The sequence below is a fragment of the Clostridia bacterium genome (genome assembly GCA_035561135.1).
In the GTDB taxonomy this organism is placed as follows: domain Bacteria; phylum Acidobacteriota; class Terriglobia; order Terriglobales; family Acidobacteriaceae; genus DATMYA01.
This window is the reverse complement of sequence record DATMYA010000085.1, coordinates 110517-129869: the sequence shown is the minus strand read 5'-3', so window position 1 is coordinate 129869 and position 19353 is coordinate 110517. Positions and strand designations below refer to the sequence as shown.

General features: G+C 57.4%; 15 protein-coding genes. 8 read left to right on the top strand and 7 right to left on the bottom strand.

Annotated elements, in window-relative coordinates; translation table 11 throughout:
* Nucleotide 1: 1 nt before the first annotated feature.
* The 6 genes from VN622_17220 to VN622_17195 are packed head-to-tail and all read right to left on the bottom strand — an operon-like array spanning nt 2 to nt 6425.
* Nucleotides 2–907: a CpsD/CapB family tyrosine-protein kinase gene (locus VN622_17220; GenBank protein HWR37605.1), complete on the bottom strand. Its 906-nt coding sequence runs from the start codon at nt 905–907 to the stop codon at nt 2–4.
* On the bottom strand, nt 904–1854 hold the full coding sequence (locus tag VN622_17215; protein HWR37604.1) for an AAA family ATPase: 951 nt from the start codon (nt 1852–1854) through the stop codon (nt 904–906). The genes VN622_17220 and VN622_17215 overlap by 4 nt, the downstream gene beginning before the upstream one ends.
* A 3-nt stretch (nt 1855–1857) precedes the next feature.
* A complete protein-coding gene (locus VN622_17210; protein ID HWR37603.1) occupies nt 1858–3420 on the bottom strand; it encodes an XrtA system polysaccharide chain length determinant in 1563 nt (520 codons plus the stop codon).
* 3 nt (nt 3421–3423) lie between these two features.
* Nucleotides 3424–4743, bottom strand: a complete 1320-nt coding sequence (locus VN622_17205) for a hypothetical protein (protein HWR37602.1) — start codon at nt 4741–4743, stop codon at nt 3424–3426.
* Nucleotides 4744–4750: 7 nt separating this feature from the next.
* Complete coding sequence (locus VN622_17200; GenBank protein HWR37601.1) at nt 4751–5356, bottom strand: polysaccharide biosynthesis/export family protein; 606 nt, start codon at nt 5354–5356, stop codon at nt 4751–4753.
* The gene (locus tag VN622_17195; GenBank protein ID HWR37600.1) at nt 5346–6425 is read right to left on the bottom strand and encodes a sigma-54 dependent transcriptional regulator; all 1080 of its coding nucleotides are present in this window, start codon (nt 6423–6425) and stop codon (nt 5346–5348) included. The genes VN622_17200 and VN622_17195 overlap by 11 nt, the downstream gene beginning before the upstream one ends.
* Before the next feature lie 351 nt (nt 6426–6776).
* Here VN622_17195 and VN622_17190 point away from each other — a divergent pair, with 351 nt between their 5' ends.
* The 4 genes from VN622_17190 to VN622_17175 all read left to right on the top strand — a co-directional run bounded on the left by VN622_17190 (nt 6777) and on the right by VN622_17175 (nt 11010).
* Complete coding sequence (locus VN622_17190; GenBank protein ID HWR37599.1) at nt 6777–7676, top strand: HAMP domain-containing sensor histidine kinase; 900 nt, start codon at nt 6777–6779, stop codon at nt 7674–7676.
* A complete protein-coding gene (locus VN622_17185) occupies nt 7673–9061 on the top strand; it encodes a sigma-54 dependent transcriptional regulator (protein HWR37598.1) in 1389 nt (462 codons plus the stop codon). The genes VN622_17190 and VN622_17185 overlap by 4 nt, the downstream gene beginning before the upstream one ends.
* A gap of 165 nt (nt 9062–9226) precedes the next feature.
* The gene (locus VN622_17180) at nt 9227–9622 is read left to right on the top strand and encodes a PilZ domain-containing protein (GenBank protein HWR37597.1); all 396 of its coding nucleotides are present in this window, start codon (nt 9227–9229) and stop codon (nt 9620–9622) included.
* Between the two features lie 116 nt (nt 9623–9738).
* Nucleotides 9739–11010, top strand: a complete 1272-nt coding sequence (locus tag VN622_17175) for a GAF domain-containing protein (GenBank protein HWR37596.1) — start codon at nt 9739–9741, stop codon at nt 11008–11010.
* 30 nt (nt 11011–11040) lie between these two features.
* Here the strand turns inward: VN622_17175 and VN622_17170 are convergent, their stop codons facing one another.
* Nucleotides 11041–12072, bottom strand: a complete 1032-nt coding sequence (locus VN622_17170; protein ID HWR37595.1) for a LacI family DNA-binding transcriptional regulator — start codon at nt 12070–12072, stop codon at nt 11041–11043.
* 336 nt (nt 12073–12408) lie between these two features.
* On the opposite strand from VN622_17170, the gene galE reads away from it, so the two are divergent.
* The 4 genes from galE to VN622_17150 all read left to right on the top strand — a co-directional run bounded on the left by galE (nt 12409) and on the right by VN622_17150 (nt 19307).
* Nucleotides 12409–13395 carry a UDP-glucose 4-epimerase GalE gene (galE, locus tag VN622_17165; GenBank protein HWR37594.1) on the top strand — a complete coding sequence of 329 codons (987 nt, stop codon included), beginning with the start codon at nt 12409–12411 and terminating at the stop codon, nt 13393–13395.
* A complete protein-coding gene (locus VN622_17160; GenBank protein HWR37593.1) occupies nt 13379–14467 on the top strand; it encodes a UDP-glucose--hexose-1-phosphate uridylyltransferase in 1089 nt (362 codons plus the stop codon). The genes galE and VN622_17160 overlap by 17 nt, the downstream gene beginning before the upstream one ends.
* A gap of 72 nt (nt 14468–14539) precedes the next feature.
* Nucleotides 14540–15727, top strand: a complete 1188-nt coding sequence (locus VN622_17155) for a galactokinase (GenBank protein ID HWR37592.1) — start codon at nt 14540–14542, stop codon at nt 15725–15727.
* 931 nt (nt 15728–16658) lie between these two features.
* Nucleotides 16659–19307, top strand: a complete 2649-nt coding sequence (locus VN622_17150; protein ID HWR37591.1) for a sodium-translocating pyrophosphatase — start codon at nt 16659–16661, stop codon at nt 19305–19307.
* Nucleotides 19308–19353 lie beyond the last annotated feature (46 nt).

Sequence of the window (19353 nt, the reverse complement as noted above, 5' to 3'; positions counted from 1 at the left end):
TTTAGTTCGTCACCTCGGGCGACTTGGAGGCGGCATTGCCGCGATTTCCATATTTGTAATAGCCGTAGTACTTGGACGCGGACTTTGCGCGCGACGCGTCGTTCAGCACCACGCCAATAATCTTCGACTGATCGATGGTCTTGACCGCTTTGGCCAGCAGGTTTTTCGGGGTCTTGTTCTCGCGCGTCACCAGCAGCACGGAATCGATATTGCGCATCCAGCACAAGCTATCGGCTACCGGAACCAGGGGCGAGGAGTCGACCACGATCCAGTCAAAGTGCTGCGCCAGCAGCGTCATCGTGCGGCTGAATGCCTGCGAATCCAGGAGTTCTAAAGGATCGTCCACGCCGAGACCTGCGGGGAGAACGTTCAACTCCAGCGACTGCACCCGGTAGATGTAATCGAAGATGGATCCGCCGAGCCGGTACCACTCGGAAATTCCCGCAGCCTGGCCCGCGCCTAGGTCGTCCAGCACCTTCGGAGCGCGCAAGTCGCCTTCGATCAACAGCACGCGCTCTCCGGAACGTTTTGCCAGCGTCGCTGCAAGATTTGTGGCGATTACTGTCTTGCCCTCGTCGGCGACGGAACTGGTGATGAGAATTCGGTTGCGCCCGGCGGTCTTCATCTGTGCCAGGCGCGAACCCAGCATGCGGAAATTCTCTGCGCCAATGCTGAAAGGATCGCTGATCGCAACCAGCCGGCTCGATTCCTCGGGAGCGATGTTGAGAGGCTTCGGATTCCAATCTGGTTCGGCGACCGTCTGTGTCAGGGTCGCGGACGCCGCGTATGCGGGGGCGGCACTGGCGACGGCAGCGGCAGGTGTGTCAGGCGCAGCGGCAGGATTGGTCGCCTGCCCGGCACGCTTTTCCTGTTCGAAGCGCTGCAACGCATCAAAAATTCTGCTCATTTCTTTACCTCTCGAAGGTTTAGGGCAAGAGTGGAGTCCACTCCTCCGGAGCGCAACAGGCGCAACAACGCGCGCAGCAGCCCAATTTCCGTCATGCTCGATTCGTCGTCCGGCTTCGACAATGCCGCCGACTGAACGTCAAGCCTCAAATCCTTTACAACTTCGTCGATCATCCGCGGCGTGATCTGTCGCGACTGCTGGGCGTATCCGTTCAACAGCGCGTTCTCGCATATGACATTGATCAAGCGGGGGATGCCCCGCGCATGGGCATGAACAGAGTGCAATGCCTGACTCGCGAAGATGGACGACTTGGGCCCGGCGCCCGCCCGTTCCAGACGCTTCAAAATGTATGCTCGCGATTCGACTTCATCGAACGGCCGCAGTGCGCAACGCAACGCCACGCGCTGTTTCAGTTGTCGCAGGTCGGGCGAGTCCAGCTTGTCATCCAGTTCCGGTTGGCCGACGAGCAAAACCTGTAGCAGCTTGTGCTCGGCCGTCTCGAGATTCGTCAGCAAACGAACTTCTTCCAGCAACTCTGGGGTGAGATTCTGCGCCTCATCGATGATGAGCGCCGTGCACTTGCCCTCTCCGTGCGACTTGATGAGGAAGTCGTTCAAGGCGATCAGCATCGCACCCTTCGACTGAAACGGTCCCTCTACTCCAAGCTCATGCAGGATGCACCTGAAGAAGTCTTCCACCGAAAGCAGGGGATTGAACACGTATGCGAAGTTGACCTGGTTCGCCACCAGTTCACGCAAGAGGCACCGGATGAGCAAGGTCTTGCCGGTGCCCACCTCCCCGGTCACGACGATGAAGCCCTTCCCCCGGCGAACCCCAAAGTCGAGGTTCGCCAGCGCCTCCAGGTGCCGAGGCGTCGGGTGGAAGAAGTAGGGGTCCGGACTGATCTCGAACGGGTTTTTAGTAAGCCCGTAGAAATTCTTGTACATATCTCAGCCTTGGAAGTAGACGAACAGCGTGCTTGCGGAAATGACGGTTACCATCGTCGCAATCGCGGTTGTTTCCAGCAGTGGCCGGAAGCGTTTCGAGGCAGCCTCGGCGCTGGTTTCCAGGCGAGGGATTTCGGCGATGATCGGAAGCCGCAGCGTTTCCAGGAGATCCTGCTCGCCGCGAAGTCGATCGTCGAGAACTTCCAGTACAGCAGTCGCGCAGAAAGCCAACCCGAGGCCGACGACCAGTCCGCCCAAACTCCACAGCAGGCGGTTGGGTGAGGTCGGCTTGATCGGCAGACTAGGCGGGTCGATGATGCGGAACTGTTCGCCCTGTTGACGCTTCTCAAGACTTGTCGCCAGCGACGACTGCATCTTCTTCGCAAGCAGAGATTCGTAGTTTGCCTTTGACTGCTCGTAGTCGCGGCTCAAATCGGAGATCTGCTGTTCGCGCAGCGGAGTGATGTTAAGGCGGCCCTGATACTCCGCAATGTGCCCCTGGAGCAGTTTGATTTCCTTGTCGGTGCTCTGTATCTCAAGCTGGTTTGCCTTCAGCTGACTATTCAACTGTGCCAACGGAGTGATCTTTCCATCGGATGCGCTGAATTTCGGCGGCTCCGTTGCCATCTTCTCTCGCAGACGCTCGGTCTCGGATATCTGCTGTTGTAGCTTCAGCACGTCCGGATGCTGGTTCGTGTATCTCGACTGCAACTCGGCGAGTTGAACGCGAAGCGTCTCGAGCTGCTGATCTGCCGAAGCCGCAGCGCCGATGCCGGATAGATCCGCATCTTTGCCGTCCTTGCTGCTGGTCGTGCTCTTGTACTGGCTGATGAGGGAAGTGAGGTACGTATTCTGCTGCACGGCGCGATCGCGCGCGCCTGTGGCAGCTACCAATTGTCCCTGCAAGCCGGAGAGTATCTGCACATTTGGCTGCAACTGCGCAGGCAATTGGCCGAGGTAGCGGAGCTTGAAGTCGCGCAACCGGGCTTCCTGCTGTTCAAGGTTCTGGCGGGCAGAATCAACCTGCCGCTCCAGGAAGTCGGTGGTGCCTTGCGACTGCTGTTCGCGGGCCCGCAGGTTCTCGTCGATGAACAGCGTTGTCAGCTGATTGGTGACCTGCTGAGCAACGAGCGGATTCGATGCCGAGTAGTAGATCTTGAACGCCGTGAGATCGTTCCGGTTCCCCGCGCGCACGAGCTCTATGCTGATGTCCTCGCGCATGCGGTCCACGAGTTCGTCCGGCGCCTTCCGTCCGCGAAGACTGGGATACAGCTTGAAATCTTCAATGATCTTCAGCAGCCGAGTGCGGCTGAGGATCTGCTGGGTCATGCTTTGCAGGCGCTGCTGCATGTCGGACGACACGTTCGGGACGACGTACTGCTCCGGCACCTTCTGCTGTTCGACCAGGATGACCGTCTCGGATTTGTACTCCGACGGGACGAACCAGCTGACACCGAATACAACTGTCCATACCAGGAATGCAGGAACCAGAAGCCACCAGCGTCTCCTGACGGCAACCGCCCAGATATCACTCAGGCCCAGCTCTTTTGTACTTTGGCGCGTCATTCGTTACCTTCCGAGCGGATGCGTCCACAAATACTCAAGCGAGACGCTGACCCGATTGTGATTGTTGTTGGGAATGGTGCTCATGCCGTTCTGCTCAACGTGGTTGTAGCTCATGGCGATGTTCAGGTCGCGGCTGACTGTGTGGCGAACGGTCAAGCCGCCCGCGTAGGACTCCAATGCGCGGTTGGCCACCCCAAGCGCGGCGTTATGTCCGTAGGTGAAATCCAGTGCTGCGTCCCATCGCCGGCTCAGCTTCTGCTCGAATGCGGCAGAAACGCTGTCCAGGCGAACTGCGCCGATCAGGCCGCCGCCATCGGCGACGCGTCGGTTGTACCCGGCACGAAAGCGATTCTGCTTGCCTTCCCACGCGTAGGTCGCTCCGGCGGCGACAGAGGTCTGCAACTCATCCAGCGGATAGTGAATGATGAAAAGCCCAAGATCGATTTCCGCGACATCGCGGAGTCTTGAACGCTCCGGACCGGCGAACAGGGAAATCTGTGAATGCTTCCCAAGCTGCCATGTCGTGAACGCGGTGGCCGTGTGCGACTGCGTGCGCGACGTGCTCTGGGCAACAAGCAAGTCCTGATACGAGTACTCGAATCCGCCGGCGATCGTTTTGGTGAAGCGATGGCGGAAGTAAGCGCGCCCCGAACCGTTCGAGGAGTCGAGCAGTTGCCGGTCCTTGTTCTTTACGCCGCTCGGGTCGTTGTAGCGCTGCATGGAGAAACCGCCGACCGCTCCCACCGAAGTGCGTGCCGAGAAGAAGTACTCAAGCTCAGCGGATGCGAGTTCGCGCTTCTGGCGGATGAACGGAGTGGCGATGGTCGCATTGGGCGACTCGGCGGTGGGCCGCAATGCGCTCTCGAACGGATTCGAGGTGATGACGAAGCCGTTGCGAAGTCTCATCGTCCAGCGCTTGCTCAGCTTCCACTCAAGGGAGGCATTGAAGTTCTGCCCGAAGTCGTCCCGTTCGGAAAGGCCGGTAGTTCTCGAAAAGCTTGGCTGGTATTCGAGGAGCAGGCGATGTTTCTGGCCGCCACTCTTGAGCCTGACCAGGGGTGAGATGCCGGTGACAAAACCAGCGGTGTCGCCGCTAAGGAAGCTTCCCCCGTTGTCGTCGAAGGCCGCACTGGTGCTGAGGCCAATCTCGAACGCGGGAGACGACTCGTTGTTTACAACCTGCGGTGGCAGTTCGGTGCGCGGAGAGCCGCTGGGCTGAATGTTCACAGGCGCAACAGCTTGCTGCGGTTGCGCAGCATCAACCTGGGCGAAAGCGATGCCCGCGAGCAGCGCGAATATCGTGATGTTTAGAAAATTACGCATTTTGCACCTACGGTACGACGATCGTGTCGTGGGACTGCAGTTCAACGTTCTGGGCCGTTTCCTCACCTTTGATCACGCGGTTGTAGCTGAACGGCAGGCGACTCCTGGTGCCGTCCGCATTGAGGCGCAGGACATAAATCCTTTTCGTTTTGGCAAAGTCTTTGAAACCACCCGCGGCTGCCAGCGCCTCAAGCACAGTGAGCTTTTGCCGTAACGGAAACGATCCAGGCCGGTTCACCTCGCCGACGATGCTGAAGGTGCGGCTGCGAACATCGGCGACAATGACCGAGACCTGCGGACTTGCAATGTATTGCGAGAACCTCTTTGTCAGTTCCGTTTCCAATTGCTTAGGGGTCAGGCCTTCGGCTTTGACTTCATCTATTAAGGGCAGGGAAATTTTCCCGTCCGGTCGAACCGGCACGGAGCGCGTGAGGTCGGGCTCTTTCCACACGCTGATCGCAAGCAGATCTTCGGCGCCGATCACGTAGTTCGGATCGTTGGCCGCGGGACTCTGTACGGGTTGCGAAGTTTTCGAAGCGCCGTCTTGGCCTATCGCTGCACCAGATAACAGCAGTGCAGATGTGATCAAAATAGCCAGGCACTTAAATTTCATCTGTTGCACCTTTCTCGACTGGAACGGGACCGGATTCTTCGGGCTGGGTTTTAACGACAGTGCTTCGGCTGCGCGGCCCGGCGATTCCAACTTCCTTCAGCTTGTAGAGAAGCCCCCGGTAACTGATGTTCAGGGCACGCGCAGCACGCTTGCGATTCCAGTGGTTCGATTCGAGTGCGCCAAGAATGACCTGCGCTTCGAGTTTGCGAACCGCCTGGCGGGTCAGGGAACGAAGCGAACAGGCCCCGTCAGGCGCAACCCGAAGGTCTTCCGTGCGGGAACCGGCGAGTTCGGCAAGGATTACGTCGTCGGTGCCCAGGATGACGTAGCGCTTGATAACGTTTTCGAGTTGCCGAATGTTCCCTGGCCACGCGTAGAGCTGCATCTGGCGAATCACGGATGGACTGATGGGCTTCGCCGTCCCATTCAGCTTTTGCTGCTGCACGTTGAGCAGATAGCGAGTCATTTCCGGCAAGTCGGCAATGCGGTGACGCAGCGGCGGAAGGGAAAGCGTTACGACGGCGATGCGATAAAACAAGTCACGCCGGAATCTGCCCAACTCCGTCTCTTCCTGCATGTCGCGGTTGGTGGCGCAGACGAGACGAACATCAACCTTCTGATCCTCTTGCGCGCCGATGCGGCAGAATTGTCCATCCTGCAAGACCTGCAAGAGCTTGGACTGAAGGCTGGCATCAAGTTCGGAAATTTCATCCAGGAAAAGCGTGCCGCCGTCCGCAAGCTCAACGCGTCCGGGTTTATCGGCATAGGCTCCGGTGAAAGCTCCGCGCTCGTATCCGAAGAGTTCGCTCTCCAGCAATGTGCCTGGGATGGCAGGGCAGTTGACCTTGACGAACGGAGAACCGTTCGCCGCGGAATATCGGTGCACCAGCTTGGCGATGATTTCCTTGCCGGTGCCGCTCTCGCCGTTGATGAGAACAGGGACGTTTGACCGCGCGACGCGTTGAAGCTTGTCACGCAGCGCAAGCATCTCGGGGGTGCGGCCAAAGACGATATCGTCGGGCGGCAGTTGACCGAAAGGGTCTGTCGAGTTTTTTGAGTTCGCTATCATGCGGAAACAGGATGTCTGTTCCGCTACTTGCATTCAGAGCGCCAAACCGGGAGTCGCGCTCGTTTGCTGGCTTATAGCGCCGCAAAGCCGTTGAACATGCAACGTTCTGCACATTTATCGCGGGTGGTTGCGCAGATGGGTGAATTGCAGGAACCCTGCACTTAAAAGAGCAAATCTTTGCACACAGGGAAAACACTTTCTTCTTGAATCTGGATTGGATACCAAGATTCGGGTGGCTACCGATCTATATTCAACTCCCTTGACAGACGCTTCAATTTGCCTTGTACTCAAGCGAAGTCCCCATTCTGTATCAGTCCGTCATAAATAGTTGTTTCCCCCGGGAAGGCCAGCATGGCACAGCCTACGAGTGCAAAGGTGAATAATCCAAACGCAACTGTCCCATGCTCCGAAGGAGTGCAGGAGGTCTGCCATCGCAGTGATACAGAGCAGGATATGGCCGGCGCGGCACGATGTCAGCAGTGCCGTTCGTCCATGTCGATTGCCGCACATGAACTAAAAACGCCGCTTGCCGTACTCGGCGGATATCTTGAAGTGCTTCTGAGCGGCAAGCCAGGGCCGCTGACCTCGCGGCAGTTGGAGATTATCGGCGAACTGCATCGCAGCCGCCGGCAGGTTCTCCTGCTCGTGAACCAGTTTCTTAACTTCAATTCTTTACGTTTCGACCAGGCCGAGTTGCAGTTTACGGTTGGCGACTTACATTTGTGTCTGAACGAACTGGTTTCGTTCTGGGCCCCGAAATTCCGGGACAAGCAGATCGACTTCAGCTTCGTTATGGAAGACGTTCGCCCATTTGCATTCGACTACTACAAGGTGCAGCACATCATTTCGAATCTGCTTGAGAACGCGTACAAGTACAGTCCGGAAGGCAGCAAGATGCAACTGCACGCCGAGCCTTACTTCTGGGACAGGCGACTCGATGGCCAGAATTTCCCAATGGACCGGCGCCGCCGTTCCGACCAGGAACCGAATTCGGCGCGTATTACCGTTTCCGATACGGGGTCGGGAATCGCCCCGGAATTTCAGCAGGAGATATTCCAGGAGTTTTTCCGCGTGCCGCGGCAAACAAAGGGCATTGAAGGCTCAGGCTTGGGACTTGCGATTGCGCGCCGCCTGGTGTATGCGCATCATGGCAAGATCTGGGTTGAAAGCTCGCCCGGTGCAGGAAGCAAGTTCGCAGTTCTCCTCCCTTATACGCATGACAGCACAGAGGTAGCAGAAGACCAGACATGAGTTTCGCAGGAACCATTCTCGTTGTTGACGATGAGCCCAGCACTGTCAAAGACATTGCGCGTTTGATCGAACCGGACAGCTATCGCCTGCAGTGGGCCAGCACTGGGACGGAAGCCCTCGAGCACTTTCAAAAGCAGCCGCATCCGGACCTCGTGCTCCTGGACTACATGCTGCCGGACTTCGACGGCCTGGAAACGATGCGGCGCATTCGCATGATCCGGCCAGATATAAAGATTGTCATGTTGTCGTGCATGACGGGCACGCGCTTTGTTGCTCATGCCATCCGGTTGGGCGCGCAGGACTATCTTTCCAAGCCGGTTCATAACGAGGAGTTGCAGGAAGTCTTAAGGCAATGCTTCAAGCACTCGCCCGAGGACGCGTCGATGGAGTCCATCGATGTCGGGAACGGCACATATTTTTTCGCCGGCTCTCCGGCGATGAAGAAACTCCGCTCGCAGGCTGCGATGGTCGCGAAGACCGACCTGCCACTGCTTATTCTCGGCGAGAGCGGAACAGGCAAGGAAGTGCTTTCGCGACTCATCCACAAGTATTCGGCGCGAGCCCACCGCATGTTCCTCAAGGTCAACTGTGCCGCCGTACCAGCCGATCTCCTCGAAAGCGAGTTGTTTGGATACGAACAGGGAGCCTTCACCGGCGCGAACAAAACGCGCCTGGGCCGTTTCGAATTGGCTAATAACGGAACCGTCTTTCTGGACGAAATCGGCGAGATGCCTCCAGCGCTTCAGGCGAAGCTGCTGCAGGTTTTGCAGGAAGGGAAGTTCTCCCGTCTGGGCAGTCGAAATATTGTGCAGGTCGATGTTCGTATCCTCGCTGCGACGAACATCAACATGGAGCAGGCAATCGCGAACCGTACTTTCCGCGAGGATCTGTACTATCGCCTGAACGGTTTCACGCTGGAAATGCCCCCGTTGCGCGAGCGCCGGGAGGAGATTCCGCTGTTACTGAAGCACATGATGGTGGGTCTTGCGGAGCGCTATGCGAAAGCTCCGCTCGGATTTTCCGAGGGCCTGATGCAGGCATGCGTCAATTACGCGTGGCCTGGAAACCTGCGCGAGATGGACAACTTCCTGAAGCGCTATCTTGTTTTTGGCGATGAAGCGTCGGTGATTACGGAACTGACGTCGGCAGCCGCAGCACGTCCGTCGGCGGACCGTCCACGCTCCAGCTCCGGTGACCTGAAGCAGATCGCACGCGACGTGAAGGGCGAAGCCGAGATGCAGGCCATCAGTGAAGCGCTGCAGGAAACTTCCTGGAACCGGAAACGCGCTGCCGCTTTGCTAAATATCAGCTACAAGGCCCTGCTGTACAAGATCAAGCAGTATGGCATTGATAAGCCGGTCGAGACTGGCGTGCCATCAGCGTAAGATTGTTTCTCAATAGCGACAGAATACTTCACACATGCAATGAGCAAATTCTTGCGCCTGTGGAAATCAGTTGCTAACTGACGAGGAACATACGGTTTACGTCGCCGGTCTCAAAACGGCAGATGCTGCCATGGATGGCAAGCGAGTTGCACTTCGATTAGCCAGATGATTCAGATCATTGGGACCATGGTGACTAGTTCAATGGATTTCGCCCAAGACAAACGTAACCATCGGCGCTTCCCTCTGTCGATTGGGACTGAGCTCAGACTGCACAACGCACTGCCGGAAAACACCGGTGTCCGCGGCGAGACCAGGGATGTGAGTGCCAGCGGGGCATTCTTCCGAGTGAACGAACCCATCGAAGTCGGAGAGAAGATTCAGTTCGTCCTGACGTTTGGGCCCGACCTGACGACCACCAATCCGTTGCACGTGCAATTCTGGGGCACAGTGGTCCGGGTTGAGAAGTCAGATGATATCGGATATCGGCACGGGGTGGCCGTCCAGATCAGACGATATGAATTCAGTCCCGAAGCCTACTCAGCGCGTACTGCCAAAGCTTAGATCATTGGATTGTTAATTGTTACGAGCCTCTGGGGCACGTCTCCGTCGCGCCTGCAGCGTATTGCGCTACCCTGAACTCCATCAACAGCATGCAAAGGCACGCACGCTAAGAAGCCATGCCGACACCCAAGTCTCCGCGCAGACTGTCCTCGCGCTGGGTGCCGGAACCCGACGCCCAAGGGCACAATCTTCAGGCACTGCTGGCATTTGCCTCTGGGCTTCAGGTCGGGAGCGGGCGTCGCATCCGCTCCGAACTCGCAACACTGGCGCAACAGGCACGCTTCGCCACGATGGCTTCCGGCGCGGCCATCGCTATCTCGCATCAGCAGCAGATCGAATGTGTGGCGCGGAGCGGAGAGGCCGCGCCACAAACAGGCTCGCGGCCGCAGGCCGGCATCGGTCTCGCCGCCGAATGTATTCGGACAGGCACACCACAGGTTTGCCTAGACACCGAGACGCACCCCATCGTGGACCGCTTGCACTCCCGGACGTTTGGCGTTCGCTCGATCATCTATGTCCCGCTGCTGCGCGGTGTGCAGGATGGTGTGCAGCCCGCGGGCGTCATCGGCGTATTCTCCGAAGCGCCCAATCACTTCACGAACCATGACCTTCGTGTTCTGCAGATGCTCGCGCGCGAGGTAGTGAGACTGCTGCGATGGCAACCGGTTGGGATAGCCCCTCAGCGGGAAGCAAGTGACAGCGCACGAATCGCCGTTGCAGCCGCCGAGCATGAAAAAGTTCCGGATGGTGCTGTCATCTTCACAGTCAATGCCGAAGCTGCGATGCCGAGCCCCGAGCTGACCCAACCCCGTGCGGCTCTGCAGACTCTACTGTTACTCGCGGTGGTGCTGGCGATGGCTTGCAGCGGAGGGATGTGGTGGCACTTCGCGCGACCGGGTGACAAGGCCAAGTCGCCCGTGTCGGGTGCGGCACAAACCGAGCGGCCCGCGTCCATAACGCCTGAGACACAGCCCACATTCCGGGTGGAGGAGTTCCCCTTCCCGCTGGAAGTGTCGGCTGCTGCCGCAGGGGTGAGGGATGCTGGAGACTCGTCGCCCACGATTGATACCGTCGCTACGCAGGTCACTCCGGGACACACATTCGTCTCAATCCGCCTGAGCGAACCGAGGCAGTTCCAGGTGCGCGAGCTTTCGGCCCCGCCGCGCATCTATGTGGACCTACAGGGCGTGCAACTGCCGAAGCAGTTGAAGACGGCGGGCATCGCACCGGCTGGGGCGGTAAAGATCTTCAGGCTGGGGAGATACGGCAAAGGCGTCGTGCGGCTCGTTATGGAACTGAATTCCCCGTCGACTTATCTCGTAAGCGTGACTTCAAATCCCTACGTTCTTGTCTTTGACTTGCAGTTGAAAGCGGCCGGTGCCGAATGAGGCATCGTACTTTGGAATCGCTAGTTTCTGCTATGCCGAGTGTGACTTGGACGTCGCTCTTCTCGATCGTACGGGCGCAGTGGACTTTCTGACTACGAGGCTTGTGCGCACGACGATCTCCTGCCCCTTCGACCCCGTGCCTTCCGTAAGTTCGAGAAGCGCGTCGAACGCCGTCCGCCCCAGTTCCTCACGCGACAGGCGAACTGTTGTGAGTGCGGGGCTCGTGTACTGGCTGATCTCAATGTCGTCAAAGCCGACCACTGAGACATCGGACGGAACATCAAGTCCGGCTTGGGAGATCGCCCGCAGCGCGCCGACCGCACTCAAGTCATTGGACGTAAGCACAGCGGTGGGGATGTGACGCCGGGCGAGCAGTTGACGCATTGCGGCTTCTCCGCCATCTATTTTGTGATTGGCTTCAACTACAAGATTTTCTGTGTCGGCCATGCGGAATTCGCGAATGCAATGCAGAAATGCCGAGCGGCGAACGCGAGCCGATTTCAGCGTTTGCGGACCGCTGATAAACCCAATGCGGCGATGCCCCAGCGAAACGAGATGCTGCACTGCCTGCCGAATACCACCGGGGTAATCAACTGCGATATTCGTCGTGCGTTCGCGCGGTTTGCCGACATCCAGGAAAACGATGGATAAGCCGCGCTTGGCGAGTTCGTCGGTCAGCGAACGGTCGATTTCGGATGTCATCACGGCGACGCCATCGACTTTTCGCTCGATCATCCGGCGAACCGCGAGGGTCATTCTGTGCGGATCGTAGTTGGTATTGGCCATCATGACTTCGTAACCGCGCTGGATGGCGGTGTCCTCGAAGCCTTTCACGATTTCGGGAAAGAACGGGTTCACGATGTCGGAAATGATTAAGCCGAATGTGCGGCTGCGTCCCGCCGCCAGAGACCTTGCCTGGGTGTTGGGGTAGTATCCCAGTGCATGAACAGCACGCCAGACTTTCTCCGCCGTGCGCGGATTTACGAACGAACTGCCGTTGATCGTGCGCGAAACCGTTGCGGTAGAAAGCTTCGCTTGCGCGGCAACCTGCTTGATGTTCATGAGCCTTTATCTCTGGTTAAGGAACGTTCGGCATTATAGGCTAAACGAGGTTTACGAGAGACATTGCTAATAGATTTATGTGCAACCGCTTACATATCACAACAATAGACGTTCTTCTTCTTCGCGAGAGTGCCGAGTGAAACATTGCGTTGCTTTGCTGCTTCGCCCGCACGCTTTGTCGTTGTTCGACGGCAACGATGTCCAATAGCGATCTTTACTTTGATTTATGTAAGCGATTACACTAATGCATTACGTTCTGAGTTATCGGGCTATTTCGCGGTATTACCGCGGGATGATGGAGCCCGGCAGATAGTCAGAGCAGAAAGAAAAAACGCCATGAAGGTACTGGTGACAGGTGGCGCCGGTTACATCGGCAGTGTCGTCACGCTCGAACTGCTTAAGGCCGGACATGACGTCACTGTGTTCGACAATTTGAGCAACGGACATAGAACGGCGGTCACCGGCGGGGCGAGACTCGTGGTGGGCGACATATCCGATCGAGCCTCGCTCGCTGCCCTGCTGCGCAGCGGTTTCGATGGAGTCCTCCATTTCGCGGCGTTCATTGAAGCTGGTGAGTCGATGCAGGTCCCGGAGAAGTACTTCCGGAATAACACTGCCAACGCCCTGGCGCTGCTTGAAGCTGTGCTCGAGCACAAGGTTCCGCGAGTTGTCTTTTCCTCTACCGCGGCGCTGTACGGCAACCCTGAGCGCACGCCGATTCTGGAGCAGGATCGCCTGCTGCCCACGAACGCCTACGGCGAGTCGAAGCTGCTCGTCGAGCGCATGCTGGAGTGGTTCAACCGCTTGCATGGCCTGGCTTATGCAAGCCTGCGCTACTTCAATGCGGCAGGAGCCACCGCTGACTTAGGCGAGGATCACAGTCCCGAAACACACCTGATTCCAATCGTTTTGGAAGCTGCGCTTGGACGCCGCAAGAGCGTCGCCATCTATGGAACGGACTATCCGACGCCGGATGGGACGTGCGTGCGGGATTACATACATGTGCAGGACCTTGCCAGCGCCCATGTTCTCGCCCTGGATGCGCTGGGCAAAAGCGCCGCGCCTGAACGTCTGATTTATAACCTTGGCAATGGGTCGGGTTTCTCGGTTCGAGAGGTCATCGAAGCCGCACGGCGCGTGACTGGCAGACAGATCGAAGCCGTGGAAGCGACGCGGCGTGCCGGTGATCCCGCTGTTCTGGTAGCAAGTTCAGAGAAAATCAAGAAGGAACTGAACTGGGCTCCGAGGCACTCGGAGCTGGACGGCATCATCGCCAGCGCGTGGGAGTGGAGGCGCAATCATCCGAATGGCTACCAGGAATAGCGCCATGGACCTGTCCGAGTTCGCTCAAGAGTTCACCCAATCTCCCCATCGCAGATACAATCCGCTGACGCGCGACTGGATCCTGGTTTCGCCGCACAGGACACAGCGTCCCTGGCAGGGGCAGGTAGAGAAACAGGCTGTTCCCGCTTCTGTTGAGTACGATCCCGCCTGCTATCTCTGTCCGGGGAATCCCAGGGCAGGCGATGCCAGGAACCCGCACTACAGCGAGACGTTCATTTTCGAAAACGATTTCGCGGCGCTGAAGCCTGAGGTGCGCGACTTCAACATCGACGTGGACGGCCGCGGCTTACTCGTCGCTCAAAGCGAGCGCGGAATCTGCAAAGTGGTGTGCTTTTCACCGCGACACGATCTGACCCTCGCTCGCATGGAGGCCTTCAAAATCCGCAATGTCGTCGATGTGTGGGCGGAGCAGTACTCCGAGCTAGGTCAGTTGCCGCACATCAACCACGTTCAAATCTTTGAAAATCGCGGTGCGATGATGGGTTGCAGCAATCCTCACCCGCACTGCCAGATTTGGGCCAACGAGAGCATTCCCAATGAACCGTTAAAAGAGCAGTCGGCCTTCATCGAATATCGAGCAAAGAACGGCGCCTGCCTGCTGTGCGACTACGTCGAAACCGAGCTGGCGATCAACCAGAGAGTTATCTGCGAGAACGAGCACTTCATCGCGGTTGTGCCTTTCTGGGCGATATGGCCGTTTGAAAGCCTTGTCTTGAGCAAGCAGCACGTCACCGATATCGCCGCGCTTACAGATGCGCAGCGAAACTCGCTCGCAGACATTTTGCGGCGGCTGACCATCCGCTATGACAACCTGTTCCAAGTCTCGTTTCCGTACTCGATGGGTTTTCATCAGCGTCCCACGGATGGGCAGGAACATCCGGAGTGGCACTTCCATGCGCACTTCTATCCGCCACTGCTTCGCTCGGCGACTGTGCGGAAGTTCATGGTTGGTTATGAAATGCTGGCAAGTCCGCAGCGAGACATCACTCCTGAATCGGGTGCGGAACTTCTGCGGAGCTTGAGTGAAGAACACTACCTGGATCGCCTGTAAGTAACGGCGGCTCAGAAGTCGAAGGACTCGAAAGACCTTATCGCGCCTTGGTTGCGCGGGGAGTAGTCGATTATGCAAGGAAGTTGTTGCGAGAGTTCGGTTTCAGCGGCCAAAACGTTAACGGAGCGTTTTCAAAGGCTCAATGGTACTCGGCCCGAAATCTTCCGGGCGCCCGGCCGTGTGAACCTCATAGGCGAGCACACGGATTACAACGATGGATTCGTGATGCCCGCTGCCTTGGGTTTCTACACCATGGTTGCGGTGGCGCGTCGTGATGATCGTATCGTTCGAGCGTACTCGGAACAGTTTCAGGAGTCAGTCGATCTGCCGTTGGATTCGTTGAGCATAGGCGCGCAAAATCACTGGAGCGACTATGTCCGCGGCGTCGCCGGTGTCCTGATTCGGTCAGGACACAAGCTTTCTGGCGCAGACATCATGATCGATGGACAGGTGCCTCTTGGTGCGGGACTGAGTTCTTCAGCAGCCATCGAGGTCGCGACGGCGCTTGCGTTATGCTCCGTTTCGAATATCGACATGCCGCCCATTGAGATGGCGCGCGCGTGTCAGAAGGCCGAACACGATTACGCTGGAACCCACTGCGGAATCATGGACCAGTTTATCTCGATCTTCGGACGCGCCGGTCACGCGGTAATGCTCGACTGCCGTTCGCTCGATTCCAAATTGCTTCCCATCAGCGGCGACGTTCGCATGGTGATCTGCAACAGCATGGTTAAACATGCTCTCGCCGGCGGCGAGTACAACCGGCGCCGCGCAGATTGCGAAACCGCCGTGAGCTTGCTGGGCCAGCATCTGCCTGGGATCAAGGCGTTGCGGGACATGACGCTTGAGCAACTCGATCACTATCGCGGCATCCTGTCCGAAACGGTGTATCGCCGCAGTCGCCATGTCATTTCCGAAAATGAGCGAGTCTTGAATGCGGCTGATGCTCTGACATCGGGAGATCTCGCCGGCTTCGGCCGATTGATGTGCGAGTCCCACACTAGCTTGAGAGACGATTACGAGGTTAGTTGTAAGGAGCTTGATCTTCTTGTGGAGCTTGCACGCGGTTTGGAAGGTGTTTTTGGCGCGCGTATGACTGGTGGTGGGTTTGGCGGATGCACCGTCAACCTGGTTTCCGCCGAACACGTAGACAAATTCCAGGCAGCCATGTCGGAAGGCTATCAAAAAAAGACGGGTACCACGCCGAACATCTACGTCTGCCTGGCCGCACAAGGGGCCGGGCGAGTCGAGAGACTTTAGTGTGATCGACGAATTGATTTTGCGAGCAGACTGTTGCTGGCCCGAACGACGGGCCAGCATTTCTATTTGATAAAGGACTGCACTTAGCGCGGTACCTCTACCCGAATCACTGCCTTCGCTTGGGGGCATGATGGCGGTTCCCCAACAGGCTGTTTAAAAACAAGCGAAGTCATCCTGAACGTAGCGAATGATCTGCTGTTCACAGCAAAACAGACCCTTGCGGTCCGCATAAGCCGAGTGATCAAGGCGACGCAATATAGGTTCCTTAGCGGCCTCCCAAGCCGCTGCCTGTAATCCGCCACACTCTTAATCTCCATGGAAATGTCAATTCGCTCGATGTCATTCGATTGTAGTTAAGTGATGCAGATCACGGTCTCGTGTGCGAAATAGCCGCCGAAATCATAATGCGGGACATTCGCCTCGATACGTCTCGCTAGGTGAAATAACTGGGCTGATTAGTAGTACTTTCGTAACGTTGCATGCACCATTTGTTGTGGTGTGTAGCGCAATCTTCCGATATTGTGTAAATGGTGGAGGATTGCTAATTTTTTCCACCCCTACATAACGAACAAGGGGTTCCGACCCATGATTGAAGGTTTAATTCTGTTCGTAGCACTTCTTGCTCTTACCTATTTTTCGAATCGGTACATCAGCAGTCACCCGCGCAGCGATGTTAGGGCAGATCTAAAGGAGCAGGTCGATCGGAATTTAGATCGGCCCCACAAGCTTCCACATGCTGTTCCCCATGGCATGAGGCCCTAAAGGCGCTGGCTGTACGCGAGCGGAAAACCGCCGCGCAATCGACGGAACCTATTGTTAATCGCAACGCGCTTTGTGTTAGCTGGCGGTCGTGTATCGGGCAGCCTTCATGAACACGTTCTCGTCCGCGCCGTAGTGTGTGCAAGGGCGGCGCAGAAAGCAAATATGATCAATGTCCAGGATTACTGATAAATTGAGGCCGTATCGTCGGCTCGTGATATCGCTTGTCATACTGATTGGGTTAGCGGCAGTTATTCCTTTTATTTCCCAGATTCAAGCGGCCAACTCCCAGTCCTCAACCGCATTGGTAAATGCAGAGGCTCAACCTTCCTTCCGCTATTTCGAATTTCTCGTATCCGATAAATACTCGGGCGGTGAGCGTGCTGCATTATTCGTCACTCTGCTGGTTGCCATTGCCGGTCTTCTATATGCGGCAATGCTGGTACGCCAGATTAAGAGCGCTGACAAAGGCACGGCCAAGATGCAGCAGGTGGCAAACGCCATCCGCGCAGGATCTGACGCGTATCTGAAGAGGCAGTTGAGGTCGGTGTCCTTGCTGATCCTTGTCCTTGCAGTGGCGCTGTTCTTGACCAAGGCGCTCAGCTCCGACCTGGGCTTCCGCGACCCGTTTGCGATTGGACGTGCGGGAGCATTTCTCGTAGGCGCGTTCTTCTCGGCGATGGTCGGCTTCATCGGCATGAGGATGGCTACCACGGGCAACCTGCGCGTGGCACAAGCCGCAAAGGTTGGCTTTGGGCGTGCGCTCATGCTGGGCTACCGTACCGGCACAATCACCGGAATGCTGACCGACGGACTTGGCCTGCTTGGCGGAACACTGATCTTCATGGCGTACGGCGAACATGCGTATGAAGCTCTGCTCGGCTTCGGCTTCGGCGGGACGCTGCTGGCGCTCTTCATGCGAGTGGGCGGCGGTATCTATACGAAAGCTGCCGACGTAGGCGCCGATCTTGTCGGCAAGGTTGAAAAGGATATTCCGGAAGACGATCCGCGCAATGCGGCAACGATCGCCGATAACGTTGGTGACAACGTTGGCGACTGCGCGGGAATGGCGGCCGATGTATTTGAGTCCTATGAGGTGACGATTGTCGCCGCCATGATCCTGGGCTACACGGCGTTCGGCCACAAAGGAGTGATTTTCCCCATCCTGGTGCGTGCGATTGGCGTGCTCGCTTCGATCATCTCTACGTACCTGGTGCGTGCCAGCGATCACGGCAGCACCAAGGAAGCGATGAAGTCGATCAACACCGGCTTCTGGATTGGGTCTGCGATCTCGGTCATTGGATTCGTGACGCTGGGCTTTGGATACCTGCGTTTCGATTCCGCCATGGTAGCGGCAAACATGATTTCACAACAGGCGTGGGCGGACATCTCCAGCCTTAGCTGGTGGGCGAACCTGGGCGTCGTTGGGCTGGATATGCGTCCAGCATATGCGTGCCTGGTTGGCGTACTGCTCTGCGTTGGACTGAACCGCACGACCGAATACTTCACCGGCACGGAGTTCAGCCCGGTGAAAGGACTTGTTCGGAACTGCTCCACCGGACACGCGACGAACCTGATCGACGGCTTCGCGGTAGGTTACGAGTCGGCGGTTGCGACCGGCATGGTACTGTGCGCGGCAATCCTGGGCTCCGTCCTTGTTTATAGCGGCACGAATCCGCTATGCATCGCGTATGGCGTTGCAATGTGCGGCATTGGCATGTTGACCTTGACGGGCAATACCATCTCGATGGACGTGTTCGGGCCTGTCGCCGACAACGCGAACGGAATCGGCGAAATGGGCTATGACCGCGAGGAGATGGGCGACGAGCAGTACGTGAGGGCGCGGCAGATACTGGCCGACCTGGACTCGGTTGGCAACACAACCAAGGCCGTCACCAAAGGTGTCGCGATCGGTTCGGCGGTCATCGCAGCAGTATCGCTTTTCGCGAGCTTCATCACGGTTATCGGCTCGGGCGGCGGCGGAGAGAATGAGGCGCTGCCGAGCGCACTGTTCGAGAAAGTCGCAGGACTGCTTTCCATCAGCGATCCGAAGCTGATCGTCGGTATGCTGATTGGCGGTGCGGTGCCGTTTCTGTTTTCGTCGATGGCGATCCGCGCTGTTGGACGCGCCGCGTTCCTGATCGTCAACGAATGTCGTAATCAGTTCCGCAGGCCAGGCGTAATGGAAGGCTCCGTCCTGCCGGACTATGGCAAGGTAGTTGACATCTGCACGGTTTCGGCACAGCGCGAACTCGTTGGTCCGGCGCTGCTGGCCGTCTTTGCGCCAATTCTTACGGGCTTTCTGCTTGGCCCCTTGGCATTGGCTGGATTCCTCGGCGGTTCGATCGTCGTCGGCCAGCTCCTGGCGTCATTCATGTGTAATGCAGGCGGCGCATGGGATAACGCGAAGAAGATTGTGGAAGACGAACCTCGCGACTTGCAGATGAATACCGGCAAGGGTAGCGAAAAGCACAAGGCTGCGGTCACGGGCGATACAGTTGGCGATCCGCTGAAGGACACGGCAGGACCGGCAATCAACCCGCTGCTCAAGGTCATGAACATGGTCTCCGTGCTGACCGTGCCGCTCATGGTGGTCTATGATCGCAAAGTAGTGGACAGCGTGCGCCGGTTTGCGGCGGAAGCCGACAGCCTGTACACGCTGCCAACGTCCTTTGTCCTGCACAGCTTCGACATATTCTGGGTGGCTGCGGTTGTGCTTTCGGGCGCCGCCATTATCTGGGCTGTGCGGCGCTCACATCAGCAGGCGCTCTTTCCGGAACCAGAAGCCGCGGCGATGGAGAGCGCGTATCAAAACGACTAATTAGCTAAAGCAGACTTACAAGACGAAGGCCGGCTTTCGAGCCGGC

Bases quoted from the DNA above. Each gene is read 5' to 3' on its own strand.
- VN622_17160 (HWR37593.1), top strand. From the start codon at position 13,379: ATGGCTACCAGGAATAGCGCCATGGACCTGTCCGAGTTCGCTCAAGAG.
- VN622_17150 (HWR37591.1), top strand. From the start codon at position 16,659: ATGTCCAGGATTACTGATAAATTGAGGCCGTATCGTCGGCTCGTGATA.
- VN622_17175 (HWR37596.1), top strand. From the start codon at position 9,739: ATGCCGACACCCAAGTCTCCGCGCAGACTGTCCTCGCGCTGGGTGCCG.
- VN622_17220 (HWR37605.1), bottom strand. From the start codon at position 907: ATGAGCAGAATTTTTGATGCGTTGCAGCGCTTCGAACAGGAAAAGCGT.
- galE (HWR37594.1), top strand. From the start codon at position 12,409: ATGAAGGTACTGGTGACAGGTGGCGCCGGTTACATCGGCAGTGTCGTC.
- VN622_17200 (HWR37601.1), bottom strand. From the start codon at position 5,356: ATGAAATTTAAGTGCCTGGCTATTTTGATCACATCTGCACTGCTGTTA.
- VN622_17210 (HWR37603.1), bottom strand. From the start codon at position 3,420: ATGACGCGCCAAAGTACAAAAGAGCTGGGCCTGAGTGATATCTGGGCG.
- VN622_17155 (HWR37592.1), top strand. From the start codon at position 14,540: ATGCAAGGAAGTTGTTGCGAGAGTTCGGTTTCAGCGGCCAAAACGTTA.
- VN622_17195 (HWR37600.1), bottom strand. From the start codon at position 6,425: ATGATAGCGAACTCAAAAAACTCGACAGACCCTTTCGGTCAACTGCCG.
- VN622_17215 (HWR37604.1), bottom strand. From the start codon at position 1,854: ATGTACAAGAATTTCTACGGGCTTACTAAAAACCCGTTCGAGATCAGT.
- VN622_17180 (HWR37597.1), top strand. From the start codon at position 9,227: ATGATTCAGATCATTGGGACCATGGTGACTAGTTCAATGGATTTCGCC.
- VN622_17185 (HWR37598.1), top strand. From the start codon at position 7,673: ATGAGTTTCGCAGGAACCATTCTCGTTGTTGACGATGAGCCCAGCACT.
- VN622_17190 (HWR37599.1), top strand. From the start codon at position 6,777: ATGGCACAGCCTACGAGTGCAAAGGTGAATAATCCAAACGCAACTGTC.
- VN622_17170 (HWR37595.1), bottom strand. From the start codon at position 12,072: ATGAACATCAAGCAGGTTGCCGCGCAAGCGAAGCTTTCTACCGCAACG.
- VN622_17205 (HWR37602.1), bottom strand. From the start codon at position 4,743: ATGCGTAATTTTCTAAACATCACGATATTCGCGCTGCTCGCGGGCATC.